Origin of the sequence: Roseivivax jejudonensis (genome assembly GCF_900172265.1) — a bacterium.
GTDB lineage: Bacteria > Pseudomonadota > Alphaproteobacteria > Rhodobacterales > Rhodobacteraceae > Roseivivax > Roseivivax jejudonensis.
In genome coordinates this window covers 18747-39238 of the sequence record NZ_FWFK01000007.1, presented here as the reverse complement: position 1 = coordinate 39238, position 20492 = coordinate 18747, and the positions used below count along the sequence as shown (strand labels likewise).

Below are 20492 nucleotides of genomic sequence, written 5' to 3'. Positions count from 1 at the left end.
GGTGCGGCCCTTGCGCCGGGTGCCCCCCGCCTCTACGTCTCCGCCCATCCCGACAGACGAGGCGAGACGATGGACCACGACCTCTCCGCGCTGACGCATGCGCTTCTCGACGCGGCCGGGCGGGCCGGCGCGGACGCGGCGGACGCGATCGGCACGGCGCGCCGCGCCGTCGGCGTCGACGTGCGCGCCGGCGCGCTCGAGGAGGCCGAGCGCGCCGAGACGACCGAGATAGGGCTGCGCGTCTTCCTCGGACGGCGAAGCGCGGTGGTGTCGGGCTCCGACCTGCGTGAGGAGAGCCTGACCGCTATGGCCGAGCGCGCGGTGGCGATGGCGCGCGTCGCGCCCGAGGATCCGCATGCCGGGCTGGCGGATCCCGCCGCGCTCGCGCGGGACTGGGACGCCGGCGCGCTCGATCTCGTCGATCCCGCGCCCGAACCGGACCCGGCCGAGCTCGAGGACGCGGCGCGGCGCGCCGAGGCAGCGGCACTGGCGGTCGACGGCATCTCGCGCACCGATTCGGCATCCGCCTCCTGGACCTCCGGCCAGGTGCATCTCGCGGCCAGCAACGGCTTCTCGGGCGGGTACGCGCGCACCGTCGCGTCGCGCGGCTGCACCGCCATCGCCGGCGAGGGCACGGGGATGGAGCGCGACCACGACGCCGACAGCCGCGCCCATGCCACCGACCTGCGCAGCCCCGAGGAGATCGGCGCGGAGGCGGCGGCCCGCACGCTCGCGCGGATGAATCCGCGCCGGCCGAGGACAGGCGCCTACCCGGTGGTGTTCCACGAGCGCATCGCCGCGTCGCTGATCGGCCACCTGATGGCCGCGGCGAGCGGCTCGGCGGTGGCGCGCGGCGCGTCGTGGCTGCGCGGCCGGCTGGGCGAGCCCGTGCTGCCCGATGGCCTGTCGCTGATCGAGGATCCGCACCGTCCGCGCGCGCTGGCCTCGCGGCCGTTCGACGCCGAGGGCCTGCCGACGCAGGCGCGCGCGGTGGTCGAAGCGGGCATTCTCAAAAGCTACACGCTCGACCTCGCCTCGGCCCGCAAGCTCGACCTCGAACCAACCGCGAACGCGGCGCGCGGCATCTCCTCGGGGCCCGGGCCGAGCGCGTGGAACCTCGAACTGACGCAGGGCGATCTCGATCTCGACGCGATGCTCGCGGAGATGGGCACAGGCCTGCTCGTCACCGCCATGATCGGCGCGACGATCAACCCGAACACCGGTGACTATTCCCGCGGCGCGAGCGGCATCTGGATCGAGAACGGCGTGCCCGCCTACCCCGTCTCGGGCGTTACCGTGGCCGGGTCGCTGCCCGACATGCTGCGCCGGATCACACCCGCGAACGATGCGCGGCCTTGGCTGAGCCGGGTCGTCCCCTCGCTCCGGGTCGAGGGCCTGACCCTTGCCGGCGACTGACCTGTCCCTTCTGGTCGAGGCCGCGCAGGCCGCGGCCGAAACGGCGACGCGCCACATCGGCGCGCCGCTCGACGTGCGCGACAAGCCCGATGGACAGGGACCTGTGACCGCCGCCGATCTCGCCGTCAACGAAACGCTGGCGTCGATCCTGCAGGCGGCGCGTCCGGCCTATGGCTGGCTGTCGGAGGAAAGCGCACAGGATCCCACCCGCGGCCTTGCGCCGGCCACCTTCATCATCGACCCGATCGACGGCACGCGGAATTTCATCGAGGGTGGCGAGATCTGGGCCCATTCCCTTGCCGTGTGCGAGAACGGCGCGATCACCGCAGCGGTGGTTTACCTGCCATTGGCGGACAAGCTCTACACCGCCGCCCGCGGCCACGGTGCCCGCCTCAACGACGCTCCGATCGCGCCGACCGGCCGGCCCGGAATCGACGGTGCGCACGTTCTCGCGACCCGGCCCAACCTCGATCCGGCACACTGGCCGGAGGGCGTGCCAGACGTGCGCCGCGCGCACCGCCCATCGCTGGCCTACCGGCTCTGCCTCGTCGCCGACGGCAGCTTCGATGCGATCTTCACCTTCCGCGATGCGTGGGAATGGGACGTCGCCGCGGGCACGTTGATCATCGAGGAAGCCGGCGCGACGGTGACCGACCGGGACGGCGCGCCGCTGCGGTTCAACGGGCCGACCGCACGTGTTGGCGGGCTTGTCGGGGCCAGCCACGAGGCGGCGGCCGACATCGCGCGCCGCCGCGGCGTTTCCGCCACCTGACGCCCGCGCTCAGATCTCGAGGGCGCGCATCGGATGCGCACGCCCGGAAAATACGTCGCGCACACCGATCCAGTTGCCCCGGGCGCGGCCGCGCCGGTCGATCCACGGCTCGCTCCTGAGCACGCGCAGGTGGTTTCCGGCGAAGTTTCGCAGCGCCAGTTTCGCGGCGAAGCCGGGGGGAAGCGATCCGGTCCGCCAGAGATAGTGGATGTTGACGATCTGGCTGTAGCCCAGCCGCACCCCGTTCCGGTCGCGCCCAGACTTCACGCCGCGATGGAGACCGCGAAACGCATCGGTTTTCACGAGGCGGCCACTGCGTGCGCGGGCGACGCGCCGGGCGAAATCGACATCCTCCTGCCAGCCATAGAGCGGCAAGGCTTCGTCGAAACGGATGTCGCCGATCGCGGCGCGCCGGTAGATCATGTTGCAGCCGTAAAGACCGACCGTGTCTTCGAGGATCGCGCCACCATCCGCCCCCAGCCGGGCGTTGGCGTCGCTCGCCTCCCACGCGGCGAGGCGCCCTTCGGCCTCGGACAGCTCGATCCCCGGACCGCCAATTCCGTCGGCGATCAGCACGCCGGTCAGACCGACCACGTCGGGTCCGAAGCGGTCGAAGGCCGCGCGGATGCGCGCGAGCGCCCGCCGCTCGGGCAGGTAGTCGTCGTCGAAAAACGCGACGAGGCCGCAATCGGGGCCCAGCGCCTCCAGCCCCGCGTTGCGCTGCATGCAGATGCCGCGCGGCGCGAACAGCGCTTCGGGACGGACGCGAAGCGGCCACGGCCCCGCCTCGAGCGCCGCGAGGTCGAGGTCGGCGGGACCGGGCACGACCAGGAGAATCCGATCCGGCAGGCAGGATTGTGCGTTCAAAGCGCGGACGATGTCGTTGACGCAGGACGGACGTCCGGACGACACGATCACGATCGAAATCCGCGAACCTGCCTGGTCCATCTCCGTCCCATCCATGTCCCGGCTCGGCTCCGCCGCGGCCGCCGACATGGCGGCCGGGCCTTCCCGGCTCCGACGCGAGTCGCGCGCGCGGCGCCTGCATCCGATACGGGTTATCCCCTCAAAACAGTAGCAGGCGCGTTAACCTGTCCGTGATTGTGCCGCTTCCCGCCCGAGTCTAGGGTCACGGCCGAGGGAGGCCGTGACACAGGAGCGTTCCATGCAGCGTCTGCACCTCGTCTATGGCGGCGAGCTGACCGATCCGACCAAGACCGAGTTCCGCGACGTGGACGACATCCACGTCGTCGGTATCTTCCCCGACTACGCCAGCGCCTTCGACGCGTGGAAGGAATGGGCGCAGAAGACCGTGGACAACGCCCACATGCGCTATTTCATCGCCCATCTGCACCGGCTCCAAGACGAGGGAGCGCCCGGCTCCGCGTCGAAGGACCCGACCTGACCGCGTGAGCCGGCGCCCGATCTCGCTGAGCACCTACCTCGCGGCGATGCGCGGGGCGGGGGCGCCGGTGCCAGTGCGGGCGCCTCGCGGCGACGGGCCGTTTCTGTGGGTCCATGCGAGCGAGGCGGCAGAGGCGCGCGCGCTCGGCACATTGCTGGCGCGGCTGGCGACCCAATGGCCCGAGATCGTGACGCTCCGCACCGGCGCATGGGACACGCCCGACGACGCACTCCCGCCGGAGGCGGTCGGCGAGATCGCGGCATTCCTCGATCATTGGCGGCCGGACCTTGCGCTGTGGTCGGGCCTGCGGCTGCATCCCGCCCTTCTGTGGGAGGCGGCGGATCGCGACATCCCGCTTCTTCACGTCGATCCCGGCGGCGATCCCCACAACGCGCCCGGTCCACGCTGGCTTCCCGACACGGTGCCGCCCACGCTCGCGCTCTTCGACACGATCTTCCTGCCGGACGCGGCGGCCGAGCGGCGGCTGCCGCGCGTCTCGCTCGGGCAGGCGCGGATACGGCGCAGCGGAGCGCTGACCGAAACGACGCTGCCGCTCGACTGCAACGACGATCTCCTGGAGGAGGCGCTCGCCGCCGTCGCGGGGCGGCCGGTCTGGCTCGCCGCGCACGTGCGCGGCAGCGAGGCCCGGCTGGTGATCGAGGCGCATCGCCGCGCCGCGCGGCTGTCGCATCGCCTGCTGCTCGCGCTGGTGCCTGAAACGCCCGAGGACGCGGCCGAGGCCGACCGGACGGCGGCCACCAGCGACTTGCGGCTCTGCCGCTGGGACGAAGGCGAGATGCCCGATGACACGACACAGGTCGTGTTGTGCGGCGGGCCCGAGGATATCGGGCTGTGGTACCGACTCGCGCCGCTGGCGTTTCTCGGCGGGTCGCTTGCGCCCGGCCATGGCGGCACCGACCCGTTCGAGGCTGCCGCGCTCGGGACCGCGATCCTCTACGGGCCGAACGTCGGACGGCATCTGGGTGCCTATTCGACGCTGGTCGAGGCCGGGGCGGCGCGGATCGTGCGCGACGAGGATTCGTTGTCGGGCGCGGTGTCGCAGCTGCTGGCCCCCGACCGCGCCGCCGCGATGGCCCATGCCGGGTGGGACATCGTCTCGCGCGGGGCAGCGGCGAGCGACGCCGTGATCGACCGGATCATCGAGTTGCTCGAGGCACGGCGCGAGGCGGCGGGCTGATGCGGCCGCCGAACTTTTGGGATGCAGCCCCAGACCGGCCCGGGCTGGCCGCGCGGGTCCTGGCGCCGATCGGCGGACTCACCGCCGCGATGACGGCGCGCCGCGTCGCGCGGCGCGGCCGGCGCGTCGGCGTGCCGGTGATCTGCGTCGGCAACCTGCATGCCGGCGGCACGGGCAAGACGCCGACGGTGATCGCCCTGCTCGAACGCCTCTCGGCGCGCGGGATCGCGGCGCACGTGGTGTCGCGCGGATATGGCGGCACGCTCACCGGGCCCGTCCGTGTCGACCCCGCGGCGCACACGGCCGAGGCCGTCGGCGACGAACCCCTCCTGCTCGCGGCCTTCGCTCCGGTCTGGGTCGCAAAGGACCGCGCCGAAGGCGCCGCGGCGGCGGCCGCGGATGGCGCGCAGGCGATCGTTCTCGACGACGGGTTCCAGAACCCGGCGATGCAGAAAGACCTGTCGCTCGTCGTCGTCGATGCGGAGCGGGGATTTGGTAACGGGCGCTGCATGCCTGCGGGTCCGCTGCGGGAACCCGTGGCAGCAGGTCTCGCTCGCGCGGATCTACTCGTCTCGATCGGCGCGCCTCCGGCGCAGGAGAGTTTCCAGGCGGCCTGGGGGCACGCGCTGCGGCTGCCGCACGTGACCGCGACGCTCGCGCCGCTGCCCACCGGCATGCCGTGGGAGGGCCTTCCGACGCTCGCCTTCGCCGGGATCGGCCGGCCCGAGAAATTCTTTGCCACGCTGCGCGCGCTCGGTGCCGACCTGCGCCGGGCCGAGGCGCTCGACGACCACCAGCCGCTGACCGGCGCGCTCATGGCGCGGCTCGAGGCCGAGGCCCGCTCCGCCGGCGCACAGCTCGTGACCACTGAAAAGGACGCGGTGCGTCTGCCGCCCGATTTCCGGCAGAAAGTACTGACGCTCCCGGTCCGGCTCACGCTCGACAATCCGGCTCCGCTCGAGGCGGCACTCGACCGGATCCTGCCGCGCTGACCCCTACTCGGCCGCCAGGCTTCGGGGATCGGCCGGACCGATCGCCGCGATATCGGCGATGATCCCGCGCAGGAGCTTGCGGAAGGCGTGAAAATTGGCGTTCGGCCGGATCCGCGCTTCGTCCATGTAGATGGCGCGGTCGATCTCGATCTGCACGGCGTGCTGGCGCCGCGCCGGCCGGCCGTAATGCTGGGTGATGAAGGCGCCGGCGAACGGCGTGTTGCGCGACACAGCGAAGCCGGCATCGATGAACGCCGCCTCCACGCGGTCGACCAGCCGGCCGGCGGCCGATGCGCCGAAGCGGTCGCCGATCACGATGTCGGGCCGGCGCGCGCCGCCGCGCGCGACCCCGTCCACGGCCTCGTGCGGCATCGAGTGGCAATCGACCAACAGCGCCTCGCCGAACGTCGCGTGCGCGCGGTCGAGGCTCGACTGCAGCGCCGCGTGATACGGGCGCCAGTAGTCACGGATCCGCCGCTCTGCCTCGGCCATGCCGAGCTTGCCGCGGTAGATCGCGCGCCCGTTGGCCACCACTCGCGGCACGACGCCGAGGCCCGAGGCGACACGCGGGTTGTGACCCGCCTTGCGCACGCCCTCGATCAGCGCCGGGTCGAGCTCGTCCGCCGCGCGGTTGAGATCCACGAAGGCGCGCGGCGCCCCGGCCTTGAGGAAGGTCGCCCCGAACTGCGGCGCGCAATCGAAGAGCCTGTCGACATAGGCGTCTTCGGAGGAGCGGATCGAGTGTTCGTCGAGAAGCGTGTGGCGCAGGAACGACCACGGGTAGTCCCGCCCGCTGTGGGGCGAGGCGAAGACCACGCAGGAGGTCATGACCTCCGGACGGAAGAGATGATATGCGACCTTCGGCATGCGCGCTCCTTCGCATGTACATAGCGCGAAAGCACGGCCCGCCAAAAGCCCCCTTGATCCCTCCTGCGACTCTATTTATAGACCCCGCTTACCGGCGCGGGGCTCCCGCGCCCCATTTCTTTGTGGGGTGCCGTTCGGCGGCCAAGTGTCGGAAAAATCGGGCGGTTAGCTCAGCGGTAGAGCACTACGTTGACATCGTAGGGGTCACTGGTTCGAACCCAGTACCGCCCACCATCTTCGCCGCTCCGGGGTCCGGAGCGCCCGCAACGAACAGGCGCGACCGAGCGCCGCGACATGAGGAGACGACCGATGAAGGTCAAGAACTCGCTCCGCTCGCTCAAGAACCGTCACCGCGATTGCCGCGTGGTGCGTCGCAAGGGCCGCGTCTACGTCATCAACAAGACCCAGCGCCGCTTCAAGGCCCGCCAGGGCTGAGACGCGCGACACGCGCTGTGCGAAGGGCCGCCCTCCCCGGGCGGCCTTTTCGCGTTGGGCCGCCGCACCGTCGGCCGTTTGACGCGGACAAGTGACGGACCGCCGCCCTTTCAAGGGCCGAAGGCGACCGCGTGCATGATACGCCCCGGCACGAGGGTGAACGCACCGGCCAGGATCAGCGCGAAACCGTAAAGGCCGATCATCGTGCCGCGATGGGCTGTGGTGCGGCCGGCCCGCGCGTGCGAGATCGCGCGCCAGAGCTGCCACAGCACCAGCGCCGACAGCAGGTGGATCGGCCCGAACGGCCCGATGACGGCGAATCCGTGGATCGCGAAACTGCCCGCGGCGACGAAGGCCATCGCTCCGACCCAGACATAGCCGGCCACACGATGCAGCGCCGTGCCCTTGGGCAGAATGAACTGCAACGGACCGATCAGCGCCGCCGCGATCGCGGCGACCGCATGACTTGCGACGACCGGGCCGGCCTGCCAGAGCGGCGCCCAGTTCAACCTGCGGCCCCGGTCAGCGCCCCGCGGTCACCGTAAATCCAGCGGACGACGTCGATTGCGTCGAAGATCAGCGAAACGGCGATCGACAGCGCGAAGATCATCGCAACGACGCGCGGGACGATCCGCCAGGACACCGCGCGCAGCTCTCCCGACAGCCAGACCAGGAGCGGTCCCCAGATCAGCAGGTGCGGCAGCCCAAGCAGGCGCACCATGCCGACCCGCGCGTAAAGAAGGTGCATCGCGACCGCGACCGCGACGTTCGCGACAAGGATGACCGCGCCGGCACGCCGGCTTTCGCCGAAAATCAGAAGGACCAATGGCGCAGCGACCATCATGATCGTCAGCCAGAGCACCCACAGGCGCACGGCATCCGGCAAGGTCGCGACGGCGTCGGCAAAGCTCATGCGGGTGCTCCGGCTCAGTGTTTCGACCAGCGAAACATCCGACCGGCCACCCGCGCAAGCGTCAACGGCCGCCGAAAATCGTCTCGGCCAGCAGTCGCGCCGCCGTCGCGTTGTCGAGGAAGCCCGACACCGGCAGATCGCGGTTCTGCTGATACTGCCGCAGAGCGCGCCGCGTGCGCTCGTCGAAGACCCCGTCGGTCCGGCCGGGATCGACGCCCGCCGCTGCCAGACGCTGTTCGGCCAGTGCCCGCGCCGCCTGCGGCAGACCGAGCGCCGATTCTTCGGCCCGCGCCGCCGCACGGCCGTCGTTCGCCCCCTGAAGCGCCGCGATCCGCGACTCGGCCCGGTTGGCGTACGCGCCCTCCGGGAACTCCGCGAGGTAGTCGCGGTACGACGCGACGGTATCGCGCTGCTCGGCGGCCTCGAAGGCATCGCGGTCGCGCACGGCGGCACGCTGCCGCGCCGCCTCCACCAGGCGGTCCAGCCGCCGCTGCGCCTGTGCCGCGTAGATCCCGTCCGGGAACCGCTCGAGGTAGCGGCGCAGCGCCGGCGCGTTGGGCTCGGGCCCGATCTCCTGCCACAGCGCGCGGTCGGCGCGCTCGGCCTCCGCCTCTGCCTGGGCGCGCGCACGATCCGCCGCGGCACCGATCCGGTCGATCTGCGCAGCCGTGAGGTATCCGGTCACCTCGCGGCCCTCGGCCTCCTGCCACGCCCGAATGGCCGAGCGGGTCCCGGGTCCGAAGATCCCGTCAACGCCCCGCGTGTCGCGGCCCAGCGCCGTCAGGTCCTGCTGCACCGCGCGGCGGGCATCGCGGTCGAGGTCGAGCGCAGCCTCGCGCGCCTCGGCGGCACGGCGCGGCGCATCGCGCAACTCTGCCAGCCGGTCGCGCGCCGCGGCGGCGTTCGGTCCGTCGGGATAGGCCGACAGGTAGGTCTCGTAGCCCGCCACGTCGTCACGCGACTCGACCGAGGCCCAAAGCCGCGCCTCGCCGCGATCCTCCTCCGGCGCCTCCGGTTCGGGCGGCGTGTCCGCCGCCTCGTCCGCGGGCGCGGTTCCGGCCTCGACGAAGACCAGCCGCGGCGGCGCGTAGCCCTCGAGCTCGAGACCGGCGTCATCGACCGCCGCGACGAAATCGCGAGACGGCGTGGCGAGGTCGCGGCGCGCCAATTCGGCGATCTCGCGTGGCGCCCCGCGCACGAGGCTCACGCCCTGCGGCGTGTCGATCCGCCCAAGGCCCGCGCGCAGGAACGCGGCATCTTCCAACGGCTCCATCTCGTCCTCGGCCAGCAGCAGCACCGCCTGTCCGGGATGGTCCGCCAGCGGACCGAGCACCGCCGACAGCGGCAGCGCACCGGTCATCACCGCCGCGGGATCGAGCGGCAGCGGCGCGTCCACAGGCAGCAGGTATGTTTCGGCCGCGCTGTGCACGAAACGGCCCGAGAGGATGACGGCGACCCGGTCCGTGTCCGCGTCGAGCCCGGCCAAAAAGCGCCCAAGGGCTTCCTCCATGTCCGCGCTGTCGCCCTCGACCTGTGTCACAACGTCGAAATCCTGCGCCGACAACGGGTCCGCGGCGGCAAGCACGCGGTTCGCGCCCCGCAATCTCTCCACCGACTGGTATTCGCCGTTGGCGAGGATGAGCGCATCGCCATCGGCGAGCGCCATCACGGGAACGGTCGCCGCGACAAGCGCGGCGGCGGTCACATGTCGGATCATTCAACCCTCCTTGCAGTCGAAGCGGAGCCCGCGCGGCCACGATGGCCGCGGCGTCAGTCGTAGCTCCGCGTATCCTCGATGACGATGCCATCGCGCGGCAGGCTGCCGGGCGCGACGATCTCGACCCGGCCCTTGAGCTTGAGCGTTTCCGCTGCGCTTGCCTCGAAGGCGGCTGCGTCGCCGCCCTCGGCCTCCACCCGCACCAGCATCGTGTCGGTTTCGCCCTCGCGCCCGGCGACGACACGCGCAAGCGCGATCTCGGGATGCCGGGCGACGAAGTCTGCGACCTGCTCGGGCCGGACGAACATGCCCTTGATCTTCGTGGTCTGGTCGGCGCGCCCCATCCAGCCCTTGATCCGCATGTTGGTGCGACCGCAGGGGCTCTGCCCCGGCAGCACAGCCGAAAGGTCTCCCGTGGCGAACCGGATCAGCGGATAATCGGGGTTCAATGTCGTGACAACGACCTCGCCGACCTCGCCCTCGGGCACCGGATCACCGGTGCCGGGGGTGACGATCTCGACGATCACCCCTTCGTCGACGATCAGTCCCTCCATCGCCTGGCTCTCGTATGCGACGTTTCCGAGATCCGCCGTGGCGTAGCATTGCAGGCACGCAATGCCCCGGTCGGCATAGAATTCGCGCAGGCTCGGGAACAGCGCACCGCCCGACACCGCCGCCTTGGTGATGGACAGCGTCAGATCCAACGCGTCGGCCTTCTCGAGGATGACCTTCAGAAAATCCGGCGTGCCGGCATAGGCGGTGGCACCCACATCTTGCGCGGCGCGGGCCTGCAGCTCGGTCTGGCCGGTCCCGGCGGGCAGGATCGCGGCGTCGACGGCTCGCGCGCCGTTCTCGAAGATCATGCCGGCGGGTGTCAGATGATAGCCGAAGCAGTTCTGCACGATGTCGCCCGGCCCGATGCCGCACGCGTTCAGGAACCGGCCCATGCGCCACCAGTCCGTGGCGTCGCCACCCGGCTCGTAAAGCGGCCCCGGCGACTGGAACAGGTAGCGGAACGCGCTCGGCGGGCGGGTGGCGAAGCCGCCGAAGGGGGGCGCCTCTGCCTGTGCGGCACCGAGGTCGCTCTTGCGCAGCACGGGCAGCCGCTTGAGCGCGTCCGGGCCCGTGATCTCCGATGCCGAGACGCCCGACAGCGTTGATGCGTAACCCGGCAGCGCCTGCGCCCGCGCGATCTGCTGCGGCAGGTCCTCGGCCAGCGCCGCGGCACGCTCGTCCACGCCGCGCGTTTCCAGCGCGTCGAAATAGCTGGTCATGCCGCACCTCCACGGCGTGGCCACGACGTTGCAGTCTCAATCTGGCAGGCTGTCACGAGCGTCCTCCTTCGCGTCGCAGGTGGGCCTTGCGGCCCCGGTCAGTCAATGACAGGGGCCACGCTATCAGATAACAGCGCGCCCTGAACCCGTCGGGGCCGCGACGCAAAAAGGCCGCGCACGCGGCGCGGCCTTTTGTGAATCGACTCGAAAGAGCCGTAATCAGTTCGCGCCTGCGGTCATCGCTGTCAGAAGCGCGGTGTCGCCGTTGTCACCTTCCTCGCAGGTGCTCTCGAGCTCGATCGTCGCTGCATCCACGTCCATCGGGCTCTCGAGCTCGGCCACGAGGGCCTCCGCCGCGGCCATCTTGCCGGCCTCGTCCATGTCGAGGTATTCGGCGCAGGTCACGGTCTCGACATCCATTTCCATATCGGTCTGGGCGAGAACCGGTGCGGCTGCCGTGAGGCCAAATGCGGCGACGAGTGCTGCGGTGGTCTTCATGACTAAACTCCTGTTGTCTCTAGGCCCGTTCGGGCCATCCGGTCGCATAACCGTCACACGCCGCGAGACGTTCCCCGATTGACACCAAAATAATTGCGATTTGACAAAGGGATGGATCAGTTTAGGTGCATGCGCCCTTATCGCGCAGGATGGGACTTCTGCCACACTCGGGACGGTCTGCGCTCCATCGCGTCACGCGCACAGCGCACCGCGCATCACGCGCACATGGCGGATCCTGCGCGGTCCTTCGCTCCGGGGATCGGGCGCGCGGCCGGCAGAACATGACGGTCAAGGGCCCCCTCGGTCCGCCGCGCTGCGAGCGCCTCGGCTCGCGCCGCCACGGCCCCCGCGATGCGATGGAACTGAAGCTCAGGCCAGCCAGCGCTTGCGCCGGCGATAGGAGCGCACGTCGCGGAAGGACCGCCGCCCCTCGTCGGACATGCCGAGGTAGAACTCCTTCACGTCGTCGTTCTCGCGCAGCGCCTTGGCGCTGCCTTCCATGACGACCCGCCCGTTCTCCAGGATATAGCCCGCATGGGCGTACTTCAGCGCGACGTTGGTGTTCTGCTCGGCCAGGAGAAAGGACACTCCCTCGCCTTCGTTCACCGCGCGCACGATCTCGAAGATCTGCTCCACCAGCTGCGGCGCAAGGCCCATCGACGGCTCGTCCAGAAGGATCGTCTCCGGCCGCGACATCAGCGCCCGGCCGATCGCGCACATCTGCTGCTCGCCGCCCGAGGTGTAGCCGGCCTGGCTGCGCCGGCGCTCCTTCAGCCGCGGAAAGTAGGAATAGACCATCTCGAGGTCGGCCTCGATCGCGCCCTTGCCGTCCTTGCGCGTGTACGCGCCCGTCAGCAGGTTCTCCTCCACCGTCAGGTGCGAGAAGCAATGGCGTCCCTCCATCACCTGAATGACGCCCTTCTTCACCAGCGCCGCGGGATCGAGATGCTGAACCCGCTCCCCGCGATAGAGGATCGACCCCTTGGTCACCTCACCCCGCTCGGAGTGCAGCAGGTTCGACACCGCCTTCAGCGTCGTCGTCTTTCCGGCGCCGTTGCCGCCCAGAAGCGCGGTGATCCCGCGCTCGCGCACGGTCAGGGACACGCCCTTCAGCACGAGGATCACGTGGTTGTAGATCACCTCGATATTGTTGACCTCGATCAGCGCCTTCGCCTCGGTCTCGCTCGCATCCGGCATCGCACGCCTCCCTCGCGCCCTTGCGCGCCGCCCCCCGCGACGCGCCGCGCCCCTGGTTCTTCTTGGTGAAAATACTCAAAAATGCCCGGCGGCGGCGCGCCGCCGCCGGGCCGGCGGCATCAGCCGCCCACGTTGCACTCTTCGTTGGTCGGCCACGGCGCGTTGGTATCCGCGTAGTCCTGCGCGTTCGACTCGACCAGCGGCATGATCTTGTCCATCTCCGGCGTCAGCAGGTCCGACGCCTGGACGAACTCGGAGCCGTTCCACTCCAGCATCCAGCCGCCGCCCTGGCCGGTATGGTCGGCGCAAGACGTCTCGAACGGCGGCACCATCCCGGCGATGCCGAGTTCCTCGAGCCGCGCCTCGGTCATGTCGAGGTTCTCGAAGCCGTAGCGCATGTCGGCCGGGGTGATCTCGGGCGTGCCCGCGTTCTCCTGCGCCACGCGGATCGCCTCGGCCAGGATCGCCGACATCACCACGCCCCGCTGGTAGTAGACCTCGCCCGCCTGTTCGGCATCGGTGAGGCTGAGGCCGGCATCGATCACGTGCTCGCGGATCGCCTGCATCGCCGGCGCGTCGTCCACCGGCTTCGACCACGAAATCGAACGGAACCCGGTTCCGTCCTCGCCGAGCGGTTCCAGGTCGTCGGTATGCGCGCCCCACCAGACCGACAGGAACTGATCCATCGGGTAGCGCGTGCGGGCCGCCTCCTTGAGCGCCGCGCCGTTCATCGCGCCCCACGCCCACATGATGACGTAGTCGGGGCTCTCGCGCCGGATCTGCAGCCACTGCGCCGACTGGTTCTGCATCTCGGTCAGCCCGACCGGGATCGGCAGAAGCTCGAAGCCCTGGCGCTCCGCCGCGTCCTCGAAGAACGGCAGCGGCTCCTTGCCGTAGGGATGATCGAGGTGCAGGAAGGCGATCTTCTTGCCTTCGAGCGAGCCGTCATTCTCCTCGAGCAGCGCCTGGATCAGCATCGACGCACCGTCCCAGTAGCCGGCGGGGATGTTGAAGGCCCACTGGAACACCCGGCCGTCGCGCATCGGCGAAAAGCCGTAGCCGGGCGCGAAGATCGGGATCTCGTCGATGTTGGTCTGCGGCAGCACCTGCAGCGTGATGCCCGTGGACCAGGGCTGAGTGACCAGCGCCGTCGCCTTGGTGCGCTCGTAGCACTCCACGCCGGCCTCGGTATTGTAGCCGGTCTCGCATTCGCTGTAGTTGATCTCGAGCCCGCCGATGCCGCCGTCGCGCTCGTTGAGCATGACCAGGTAGTCGCGCTGCCCGTTCATGAGCGGGATGCCCGTCGAGGCGAACGGCCCCGTGCGATAGCTGAAATTCGGCACGTTGAGCGTCTCGCTCTGCGCCAGCGCCCCCGTGCCGATCAGCGCCGCCGCGACGGCGATGCTTGCCAGTGTCTTCATCGGTTTGTCCTCCCTTAGACGGTTTTGGTGTCGCGCGGCCGGTCAGTAGGGGAACGGCCACGAGATGAGTTTCTCCCGGATCAGCGCCCAGAGCCGAGCGAGCCCGTGCGGCTCGATGATCAGGAAGAAGATGATGAGCGCCCCCACGATCATGGTGTTCAGGTGCTCCACGGTCGCCGAGGCGATCGGGATGCCCAGCATCTCCGGCACGATGTTGAGCACGACCGGAAGCCCCACGATCAGGATCGCCCCGAGATAGTTGCCGAGGATGGACCCGAGCCCGCCGATGATCGCGATGAACAGGATCCGGAACGACAGGCTGATGTCGAAGAGGTTGGGCTCGGCCGCGCCGCGCCACATGAAGACGAAGAGCGCGCCGGCCACGCCGACGATGTAGGACGACACCGCGAACGCGGTCAGCTTCGAGCGCATGAGGTTGATGCCGATGAGCTCGGCCGCGATATCCATGTCGCGCGTCGCCTTCCACGTGCGCCCGAGGGTGCCTCGCGTCAGGTTGATGCACAGGAGGGTCATCAGGCTGACCACCACCAGCACGACGTAGTACTGCGTGATCGAGGCCGCTTGCGGCCCCGCGACCCAGACGCCGAGCATGTCGAGGTTCGGCACCTGGATCGCGCCCGAGGCGTTGAAGTTGTAGAGCCACGCCCACTTCTCGAACAGCCAGATCAGGAAGAACTGCGCCGCGAGGGTCGCGATCGCGAGGTAGAAGCCCTTGATCCGCAGCGACGGGATCCCGAACAGCACCCCCACTCCGGCGCTGAACACGCCCGAGAGAAGGATCGCCGCCACCGGGTTCAGCCACGGCATGAGGGTCAGCATCTTGTAGCAGGCATAGGCACCCACCCCCATGAACGCGCCCGTTCCGAGGGACAGCTGCCCGGCATAGCCGGTGAGGATGTTGAGCCCCATCGCCGCCAGCGCGTAGATCAGGACCGGAATGAGCAGCGTCTGGAAGGCGAACTCGCTCGCCGTCAGCGGCAGGATCACCCAGGCGAAGACGAGGATGATGCCCAGAAGCATGGCGTCCTGGCGCACCGGAAACAGCGCCTGGTCCGCCTTGTAGCTCGTCTTGAACTGTCCCGCCGTGCGGTAGAGCATGATCGTCCGTCCTTCCCTTCTCGTCCCTTGCGCGCCGCGCTGCGGGCCCTTGGCCCGCGCCGGCGCTAGCGCCGCGATCCGAAGATCGCGCCGAACACCCCGTCCCAGCGGCCGCTCAGTTGCCAGTCCGCCAGCGCCGCGAGCACGAGGATCGGCACCAGCGTCAGCACCCGCAGCAGTGACCCCGCGCCGATCGCCGCGGCATAGAGCGTCGCCGCCCCGCCGAGCGCCGCCACCAGCAGCAGGATCGCCCGCATCGCCACCAGCGCGCCCCGGCTCATCGGTTCACTCCCATGTCGCCGCCTCTGCGCAAGGCGTCTTGAGGCCGAGCCGGTGGCCGGTCGGTGCGTGCCTCCCGGTCCGGTCCTCGACCGCGCTACCCGCGCAAGAGCGCGCCGCCTCCGCCGCGCGACCGTCCGTCTCGGGGCCGATGCGCGCGCCCGCGGCGGGATCGACGCGCAATCGCCTGACGTGCGGCACGCCCGCAGGCCCGACGGCCACGGCGCACTCCACGTCCACACCGAGGGGCCGGCCACGGACAGGCGCCGTCGACAGGCCCTCCATGACGGCTCCGCCAGTCCGCCCGCCGTGGGTCATGTCACACCCCTGTCTGGCGGTGTCACGGCGCCGACACGGAACCCGCCGCACCTCATCGGCGTTGAAACAATAGTTTTGAAATGGTAGCCGAAACGCAATATCGTTTCGACACACCCCTCCGAAAGGCTCGGTCCGATGTCCGAAGACCTCGAAACCCGCATGCGCAAGCTCATCTCCGACGCCGAGGCCGACATCGGCTTCGACCGCGATGCCGCACCCCGCTGGCCCTCCACCGGGAGCTTCGCGATGCGCGAGGCGCTCGAGTTCTGGACCACGCCCGCGATCTCCGCGATGCGCGCGCTCTGGTGGCCGGCGTCGCGGCGCTGATCGCGGCGCGCCCCCATCTTCAGACGCGCTCGATGATGCGCTCGCCGAACAGGCCCTGCGGCCGGAACAGCAGCACGATCAGCGCCAGAACGAAGGCGAACCACGTCTCGGTGTTCCCGCCGAGCAGCGGCTGCCCCCAGTAGATCTCGAACAGCTTCTCGAGGATCCCGATCATGAGCCCGCCGACGATGGCGCCGGTGATGCTCTCGAGCCCGCCCAGCATCAGAACCGGCAGCGCCTTGTAGGCGATCACCTCGAGCGCGAAGGACACGCCGGCGCGCGCGCCCCATGCGATCCCTGTGACGAGCGCGATGATCCCGGCGATGAACCACACCAGCACCCAGATCGTCTGCAGCGAGATGCCGACCGACAGCGCCGCCTGGTGGTCGTCGCCCAGCGCGCGCACCGCGCGGCCCATCCGGGTAAAGTTCAGGAACGCCAGGAGTGCTGCGACGAGGAGTGCCGCGACCACCACCACGGTCACGTCGAGCTGCTGCAGGATCAGCAGCCCGCCGCCCGGCTCGAGCACGAAATCGCCCGTCGGGATGCCCAGCTCTTCGGTGATCATCGACTTGTTCTCGCCGCCGAAGATCGTCTCGCCGAGGCCGATCAGGAACAGCGTGATCCCGATCGTCGCCATGAACAGGATGATGTCGGGCTGTCCGACCAGCGGGCGCAGCACCACACGCTCCACCGTCACAGCCAGAACGAACATCACCACGAGCGTCGCCGCGACCGCGACCCAGGCCGGCAGCCCGGCCGAGTGCAGACCCACGAGCGTCAGCGCCGCGAACACGACCATGATGCCCTGAGCGAAGTTGAAGATCCGGCTCGAGCGGTAGATCAGCACGAAGCCCAGCGCGATCAGCGCGTAGAGCACGCCCGACACCAGCCCCTCCCACAGCACCTGCAGCAGGAAGTCCGGCGCCGCGGCCATCTCCACGAAAGGTTCGACAAAAAAACTGTAGAGCATCGCGTCAGGGCCTCTCTGCGGAACGGGTCGGCGCCGGGCGACGGGCCCCGGCACGCGGCGCGGGCCGGCGCGCGGCGCGCGCCGCCGGACCAAACCGGATCATCAATGCGGCACTCCCAGGTAGGCGTCGATGACGTCCTGGTTGCCGCGCACCTCGTCGGGCGTGCCGTCGCCGATCTTCTTTCCGTAATCCATCACCACGACCCGGTCGCTGAGGTCCATGACCACGCCCATGTCGTGCTCGATCAGGCAGATCGTGGTGCCGAACTCGTCGTTCACGTCGAGGATGAAGCGGCTCATGTCCTCCTTCTCCTCGACGTTCATGCCCGCCATCGGCTCGTCCAGCAGCAGCAGCGACGGCTCCGCGGCAAGCGCTCGCGCCAGCTCGACCCGCTTCTTGAGCCCGTAGGGCAGCCGGCCGACCGGCGTCTTGCGGATCCGCTGGATCTCGAGGAAGTCGATCACCCGCTCGACCTTCTCGCGGTTGTCCATCTCCTCGTCGCGGGCGCGCCCCCACCACAGCGCCTGGCTCAGCACGCCGGCAGTCATGTGGGTCAGCCGCCCGGTCATGACGTTGTCGAGCACCGTCATGCCTTCGAACAGCGCGATGTTCTGGAAGGTCCGGCCGACGCCCATCCGCGCGACCTCGTAGGGCTTCATCGGCGGGCGCCTCTCGCCCTTGTACCACAGCTCGCCCTGGCTCGGCGTGTAGAAGCCCGAGATGACGTTGAGCATCGACGACTTGCCCGCTCCGTTCGGGCCGATGATCGCGCGGATCTCGCCCTCCCGGATGTCGAAGGTGATGTCGTTGATCGCGACCACGCCGCCGAAGCGCAGCGTGATGTTGCGCAGCTCCATCAGCGTGCCGCCGATCTGGCGGCCGTCCTCGGTGACGTAGCCCTCGGTGTCCTTCACGCGCCCGGGCCTCCCTTCATCTTGCCGGCAAACCCCGGGGAGCGCGAGGGGCTGGCCCCTCGCTCCCGCAGGCGAAGCGCGCGCGCCGCGGGGACGTCGCGCATGTCGCGCCGCGCGGTCATTCCGCCGCCGCCTTGACCGGCGCGGCGACCGGCACGGTCTTGGCGTCGCGGATCTCCAGAGTGGCGCGGATCCGGCCCTTGCGGCCGTCCTCGTAGGTCACCTCGGTCTCCGTAGAGATCGTCTCGGTGCCGTCGTAGAGCGCCTCGACGAGGTCGGAGAACTTCTCGGCAATGATCTTGCGGCGCACCTTGCGGGTGCGCGTCAGCTCACCGTCGTCGGCGTCGAGCTCCTTGTGCAGTACGAGGAAGCGATGCACCTGGCAGCCCGAGAGCATCTCGTCCTCGGCGACGCTGGCATTGGTCTCCTCGACATGGCTCTGGATCATGTCGAGCACCTGCGGATGCCCCGCGAGCTCCTGGTAGGAGGCGTAGGCGATGTTGTTGCGCTCGGCCCAGTTGCCGACGGCGGTCAGGTCGATGTTGATGAAGGCGCAGCAGCGGTCCTTCCCGGCCCCGAAGACGACCGCCTCGAGGATGTTTGGATAGAACTTGAGCTTGTTCTCGACGTATTTCGGCGCGAACAGCGCGCCCGAAGCCATGTGCCCCACATCCTTGGCGCGGTCGATGATGCGCAGGTGCCCGGTGTCGTCCTCGATGAAGCCCGCGTCGCCGGTCGCGACCCAGCCCTCGGCATCCTTGGTGTCCTTCGTCGATTCCGCGTTCTTGTAGTATTCCACGAAGGTTCCCGGCGAGCGGTAGAAGACCTCGCCCGACTCCGCGATCCGCAGCTCGACACCCGGCGACGGCACGCCCACCGTGTCCGAGCGCACCTGGCCGTCGGGCTGCTGGGTGATGAACACCGACGCCTCGGTCTGGCCGTAGAGCTGTTTCAGGTTGATGCCGAGCGCGCGGTAGAAATCGAAGATCTCGGGCCCGATCGCCTCGCCGGCGGTGTAGCCCACGCGGATGCGCGAGAAGCCCAGCGCGTTCTTCAGCGGCCCGTAGACCAGCACCTCTCCGACCCTGTATTTCAGCCGGTCCCAGAGCCCGACGGATCGGCCGTCGAGCAACGCCGGCCCGACGCGCCGCGCGTGATCCAGGAAATGCTGGAACATCCGCCGCTTGGGCGCGCTCGCGTCCTCCATCCGGATCATGATCTGCGTCAGCCCGGTCTCGAACACCCGCGGCGGGGCGAAATAGTAGGTCGGCGCGATCTCCCGCAGGTCCGTCATCATCGTGTCGGCGCTTTCGGGGCAGTTCACGCAGAACCCGGTCCAATAGGCTTGTCCGATCGAGAAGATGAAATCCCCGACCCACGCCATAGGCAGGTAGGCGAGCACCTCGTCGGTCTGCCGCAGGTCGTCGAACGCGGCCGAGTTCTTGGCCGTCTCGATGATGTTGCGGTTCGACAGCACCACGCCCTTGGGGCGGCCCGTCGTGCCCGAGGTGTAGAGCATCACGCAGGTGTCGTCGTAGCCAAGCCCGTCGCGCAACCGGTCGAGCTCCGCGCCGCGCGCGTCGCGCGCCGCGCGTCCCGAGGCCTGCAGGTCGGTGAACGAGGTCAGCCGGGAATGGTCGTATTTCCGCAGGCCGCGGGGGTCGAGATAGACCATGTGCCGGAACGACGGCAGGCGGTCGGCGATCTCGATCACCTTGTCGACCTGCTCCTGGTCGCCGGCCATCACGATGCGCGCGCCGCAATGGTCGAGGACGTAGGCCATCTCCTCGCCGACGCTGTCCTGGTAGAGCGGGACCGGCACCGCGCCGACCATCTGCGCGGCGACCATCGACCAGTACAGATAGGGACGGTTGCGCCCGATCACCGCGACGAAGTCGCCCGGCTCCACCCCGAGTTCCAGGAGGCCCAGCGCGAGCGCCCGGACCTCTTCCTCGGTCTCGGACCAGCTCCAGCTCTGCCAGATGCCGAATTCCTTCTCGCGATAGGCCGGGGCCGCGCCGAAGGATTGCGCGTTGCGCCGGAGCAGCGCCGGAATCGAAGAGGGTCCTCCGGCGTCGGGGGCCTCGGTCGTCACGTTCATGTCCTCCCTGATGTCCGCAGGCGGGGGCGCCTGTCCTCCCGGATCATCGTCAGCGTCGCGCGTTGACCGCGCCGTGTTCGGGTACATTTGTTCAACGCGCCGCCGCGGTCAACGACTGTGTTGGTCCTCGAAGACTGCCCCGGCGTCAGAGCCCGAGCAGGGCGCGCAGCGGCGGGAGCGCACTGGCGGCAAGCACGCCGACCGCGATGCCGACCGTCAGCCGGAGCCACGCGCGGGCCAACCGCGCGACCGCCAGCGACAGAACGCCGCACACGATCGCGTAGTAGAGGACTGTCACGGCATCCATCGCCGGCCCCTACCCTGCCCCGTCGCGGCGCGGCGCACGACGACCCGC

The 20492-nt window shown here is 69.7% G+C and carries 22 protein-coding genes and 1 tRNA gene; 8 read left to right on the top strand and 15 right to left on the bottom strand.

What is annotated here, in order from left to right; all coding sequences use genetic code 11:
• Positions 1-69 precede the first annotated feature (69 nt).
• Both ROJ8625_RS16895 and ROJ8625_RS16890 read left to right on the top strand, forming a co-directional pair.
• Positions 70-1416 (top strand): TldD/PmbA family protein, encoded by a 1347-nt coding sequence (locus tag ROJ8625_RS16895; protein ID WP_085793104.1) that lies wholly within the window; start codon positions 70-72, stop codon positions 1414-1416.
• A complete protein-coding gene (locus ROJ8625_RS16890) occupies positions 1403-2188 on the top strand; it encodes an inositol monophosphatase family protein (RefSeq protein WP_085793103.1) in 786 nt (261 codons plus the stop codon). The genes ROJ8625_RS16895 and ROJ8625_RS16890 overlap by 14 nt, the downstream gene beginning before the upstream one ends.
• Positions 2189-2197: 9 nt before the next feature.
• On the opposite strand, the gene ROJ8625_RS16885 is transcribed toward ROJ8625_RS16890, so the two are convergent.
• On the bottom strand, positions 2198-3151 hold the full coding sequence (locus tag ROJ8625_RS16885) for a glycosyltransferase family 2 protein (protein ID WP_234984304.1): 954 nt from the start codon (positions 3149-3151) through the stop codon (positions 2198-2200).
• Between the two features lie 202 nt (positions 3152-3353).
• Here ROJ8625_RS16885 and ROJ8625_RS16880 point away from each other — a divergent pair, with 202 nt between their 5' ends.
• Genes ROJ8625_RS16880 through lpxK form a run of 3 tightly spaced genes read left to right on the top strand, consistent with a single transcriptional unit; the run spans position 3354 to position 5783 of the window.
• Entirely contained in the window at positions 3354-3593 is a 240-nt protein-coding gene (locus ROJ8625_RS16880; protein WP_085793102.1) for a DUF4170 domain-containing protein, read from the top strand.
• 4 nt (positions 3594-3597) lie between these two features.
• Positions 3598-4791 carry a 3-deoxy-D-manno-octulosonic acid transferase gene (locus tag ROJ8625_RS16875; protein ID WP_234984303.1) on the top strand — a complete coding sequence of 398 codons (1194 nt, stop codon included), beginning with the start codon at positions 3598-3600 and terminating at the stop codon, positions 4789-4791.
• Positions 4791-5783: a tetraacyldisaccharide 4'-kinase gene (lpxK, locus tag ROJ8625_RS16870; protein ID WP_085793101.1), complete on the top strand. Its 993-nt coding sequence runs from the start codon at positions 4791-4793 to the stop codon at positions 5781-5783. The genes ROJ8625_RS16875 and lpxK overlap by 1 nt, the downstream gene beginning before the upstream one ends.
• A 3-nt stretch (positions 5784-5786) precedes the next feature.
• Here the strand turns inward: lpxK and ROJ8625_RS16865 are convergent, their stop codons facing one another.
• A complete protein-coding gene (locus tag ROJ8625_RS16865; protein WP_085793100.1) occupies positions 5787-6650 on the bottom strand; it encodes an N-formylglutamate amidohydrolase in 864 nt (287 codons plus the stop codon).
• A gap of 159 nt (positions 6651-6809) precedes the next feature.
• Between ROJ8625_RS16865 and ROJ8625_RS16860 the strand changes: the two genes are divergently transcribed.
• Positions 6810-6884 (top strand) — tRNA-Val (locus ROJ8625_RS16860).
• 75 nt (positions 6885-6959) lie between these two features.
• On the top strand, positions 6960-7085 hold the full coding sequence (ykgO, locus tag ROJ8625_RS16855) for a type B 50S ribosomal protein L36 (RefSeq protein WP_008562923.1): 126 nt from the start codon (positions 6960-6962) through the stop codon (positions 7083-7085).
• A 110-nt stretch (positions 7086-7195) separates the two neighbouring features.
• Here the strand turns inward: ykgO and ROJ8625_RS16850 are convergent, their stop codons facing one another.
• From ROJ8625_RS16850 to ROJ8625_RS16810, 9 genes are all read right to left on the bottom strand, one after another.
• Positions 7196-7594 carry a DUF2306 domain-containing protein gene (locus ROJ8625_RS16850; RefSeq protein WP_085793099.1) on the bottom strand — a complete coding sequence of 133 codons (399 nt, stop codon included), beginning with the start codon at positions 7592-7594 and terminating at the stop codon, positions 7196-7198.
• Positions 7591-7998 carry a hypothetical protein gene (locus ROJ8625_RS16845; protein WP_085793098.1) on the bottom strand — a complete coding sequence of 136 codons (408 nt, stop codon included), beginning with the start codon at positions 7996-7998 and terminating at the stop codon, positions 7591-7593. The genes ROJ8625_RS16850 and ROJ8625_RS16845 overlap by 4 nt, the downstream gene beginning before the upstream one ends.
• Positions 7999-8059: 61 nt before the next feature.
• Positions 8060-9715 (bottom strand): peptidoglycan-binding protein, encoded by a 1656-nt coding sequence (locus tag ROJ8625_RS16840; protein WP_085793097.1) that lies wholly within the window; start codon positions 9713-9715, stop codon positions 8060-8062.
• Positions 9716-9768: 53 nt separating this feature from the next.
• A complete protein-coding gene (locus ROJ8625_RS16835) occupies positions 9769-10989 on the bottom strand; it encodes a phenylacetate--CoA ligase family protein (protein WP_085793096.1) in 1221 nt (406 codons plus the stop codon).
• Positions 10990-11208: 219 nt separating this feature from the next.
• A complete protein-coding gene (locus tag ROJ8625_RS16830) occupies positions 11209-11487 on the bottom strand; it encodes an HdeA/HdeB family chaperone (RefSeq protein WP_085793095.1) in 279 nt (92 codons plus the stop codon).
• 369 nt (positions 11488-11856) lie between these two features.
• Complete coding sequence (locus ROJ8625_RS16825; RefSeq protein ID WP_085793094.1) at positions 11857-12684, bottom strand: ABC transporter ATP-binding protein; 828 nt, start codon at positions 12682-12684, stop codon at positions 11857-11859.
• Between the two features lie 119 nt (positions 12685-12803).
• Positions 12804-14105: an ABC transporter substrate-binding protein gene (locus tag ROJ8625_RS16820; RefSeq protein ID WP_085793093.1), complete on the bottom strand. Its 1302-nt coding sequence runs from the start codon at positions 14103-14105 to the stop codon at positions 12804-12806.
• Between the two features lie 42 nt (positions 14106-14147).
• Entirely contained in the window at positions 14148-15224 is a 1077-nt protein-coding gene (locus tag ROJ8625_RS16815; protein WP_085793092.1) for a branched-chain amino acid ABC transporter permease, read from the bottom strand.
• Between the two features lie 65 nt (positions 15225-15289).
• Positions 15290-15505, bottom strand: a complete 216-nt coding sequence (locus tag ROJ8625_RS16810; RefSeq protein WP_085793091.1) for a hypothetical protein — start codon at positions 15503-15505, stop codon at positions 15290-15292.
• A 451-nt stretch (positions 15506-15956) separates the two neighbouring features.
• Between ROJ8625_RS16810 and ROJ8625_RS16800 the strand changes: the two genes are divergently transcribed.
• Positions 15957-16148, top strand: a complete 192-nt coding sequence (locus ROJ8625_RS16800) for a hypothetical protein (RefSeq protein WP_085793089.1) — start codon at positions 15957-15959, stop codon at positions 16146-16148.
• A 19-nt stretch (positions 16149-16167) separates the two neighbouring features.
• Here the strand turns inward: ROJ8625_RS16800 and ROJ8625_RS16795 are convergent, their stop codons facing one another.
• From ROJ8625_RS16795 to ROJ8625_RS21225, 4 genes are all read right to left on the bottom strand, one after another.
• Positions 16168-17121 carry a branched-chain amino acid ABC transporter permease gene (locus tag ROJ8625_RS16795; protein ID WP_085793088.1) on the bottom strand — a complete coding sequence of 318 codons (954 nt, stop codon included), beginning with the start codon at positions 17119-17121 and terminating at the stop codon, positions 16168-16170.
• A gap of 102 nt (positions 17122-17223) precedes the next feature.
• Positions 17224-17979, bottom strand: a complete 756-nt coding sequence (locus ROJ8625_RS16790) for an ABC transporter ATP-binding protein (RefSeq protein WP_085793323.1) — start codon at positions 17977-17979, stop codon at positions 17224-17226.
• Positions 17980-18154: 175 nt separating this feature from the next.
• Positions 18155-20137, bottom strand: a complete 1983-nt coding sequence (locus ROJ8625_RS16785; RefSeq protein ID WP_085793087.1) for an AMP-binding protein — start codon at positions 20135-20137, stop codon at positions 18155-18157.
• A 145-nt stretch (positions 20138-20282) separates the two neighbouring features.
• Complete coding sequence (locus ROJ8625_RS21225) at positions 20283-20444, bottom strand: hypothetical protein (RefSeq protein WP_200813332.1); 162 nt, start codon at positions 20442-20444, stop codon at positions 20283-20285.
• Positions 20445-20492 lie beyond the last annotated feature (48 nt).

Coding starts and splice junctions, on each gene's coding strand:
- lpxK (WP_085793101.1), top strand. CDS start 4,791: ATGCGGCCGCCGAACTTTTGGGATGCAGCCCCAGACCGGCCCGGGCTG.
- ROJ8625_RS16800 (WP_085793089.1), top strand. CDS start 15,957: ATGTCCGAAGACCTCGAAACCCGCATGCGCAAGCTCATCTCCGACGCC.
- ROJ8625_RS16865 (WP_085793100.1), bottom strand. CDS start 6,650: ATGCCGAAGGTCGCATATCATCTCTTCCGTCCGGAGGTCATGACCTCC.
- ROJ8625_RS16830 (WP_085793095.1), bottom strand. CDS start 11,487: ATGAAGACCACCGCAGCACTCGTCGCCGCATTTGGCCTCACGGCAGCC.
- ROJ8625_RS16895 (WP_085793104.1), top strand. CDS start 70: ATGGACCACGACCTCTCCGCGCTGACGCATGCGCTTCTCGACGCGGCC.
- ROJ8625_RS16880 (WP_085793102.1), top strand. CDS start 3,354: ATGCAGCGTCTGCACCTCGTCTATGGCGGCGAGCTGACCGATCCGACC.
- ROJ8625_RS16785 (WP_085793087.1), bottom strand. CDS start 20,137: ATGAACGTGACGACCGAGGCCCCCGACGCCGGAGGACCCTCTTCGATT.
- ROJ8625_RS16820 (WP_085793093.1), bottom strand. CDS start 14,105: ATGAAGACACTGGCAAGCATCGCCGTCGCGGCGGCGCTGATCGGCACG.
- ROJ8625_RS16790 (WP_085793323.1), bottom strand. CDS start 17,979: ATGGAGCTGCGCAACATCACGCTGCGCTTCGGCGGCGTGGTCGCGATC.
- ROJ8625_RS21225 (WP_200813332.1), bottom strand. CDS start 20,444: ATGGATGCCGTGACAGTCCTCTACTACGCGATCGTGTGCGGCGTTCTG.
- ykgO (WP_008562923.1), top strand. CDS start 6,960: ATGAAGGTCAAGAACTCGCTCCGCTCGCTCAAGAACCGTCACCGCGAT.
- ROJ8625_RS16795 (WP_085793088.1), bottom strand. CDS start 17,121: ATGCTCTACAGTTTTTTTGTCGAACCTTTCGTGGAGATGGCCGCGGCG.
- ROJ8625_RS16840 (WP_085793097.1), bottom strand. CDS start 9,715: ATGATCCGACATGTGACCGCCGCCGCGCTTGTCGCGGCGACCGTTCCC.
- ROJ8625_RS16885 (WP_234984304.1), bottom strand. CDS start 3,151: ATGGATGGGACGGAGATGGACCAGGCAGGTTCGCGGATTTCGATCGTG.
- ROJ8625_RS16835 (WP_085793096.1), bottom strand. CDS start 10,989: ATGACCAGCTATTTCGACGCGCTGGAAACGCGCGGCGTGGACGAGCGT.
- ROJ8625_RS16815 (WP_085793092.1), bottom strand. CDS start 15,224: ATGCTCTACCGCACGGCGGGACAGTTCAAGACGAGCTACAAGGCGGAC.
- ROJ8625_RS16825 (WP_085793094.1), bottom strand. CDS start 12,684: ATGCCGGATGCGAGCGAGACCGAGGCGAAGGCGCTGATCGAGGTCAAC.
- ROJ8625_RS16845 (WP_085793098.1), bottom strand. CDS start 7,998: ATGAGCTTTGCCGACGCCGTCGCGACCTTGCCGGATGCCGTGCGCCTG.
- ROJ8625_RS16810 (WP_085793091.1), bottom strand. CDS start 15,505: ATGAGCCGGGGCGCGCTGGTGGCGATGCGGGCGATCCTGCTGCTGGTG.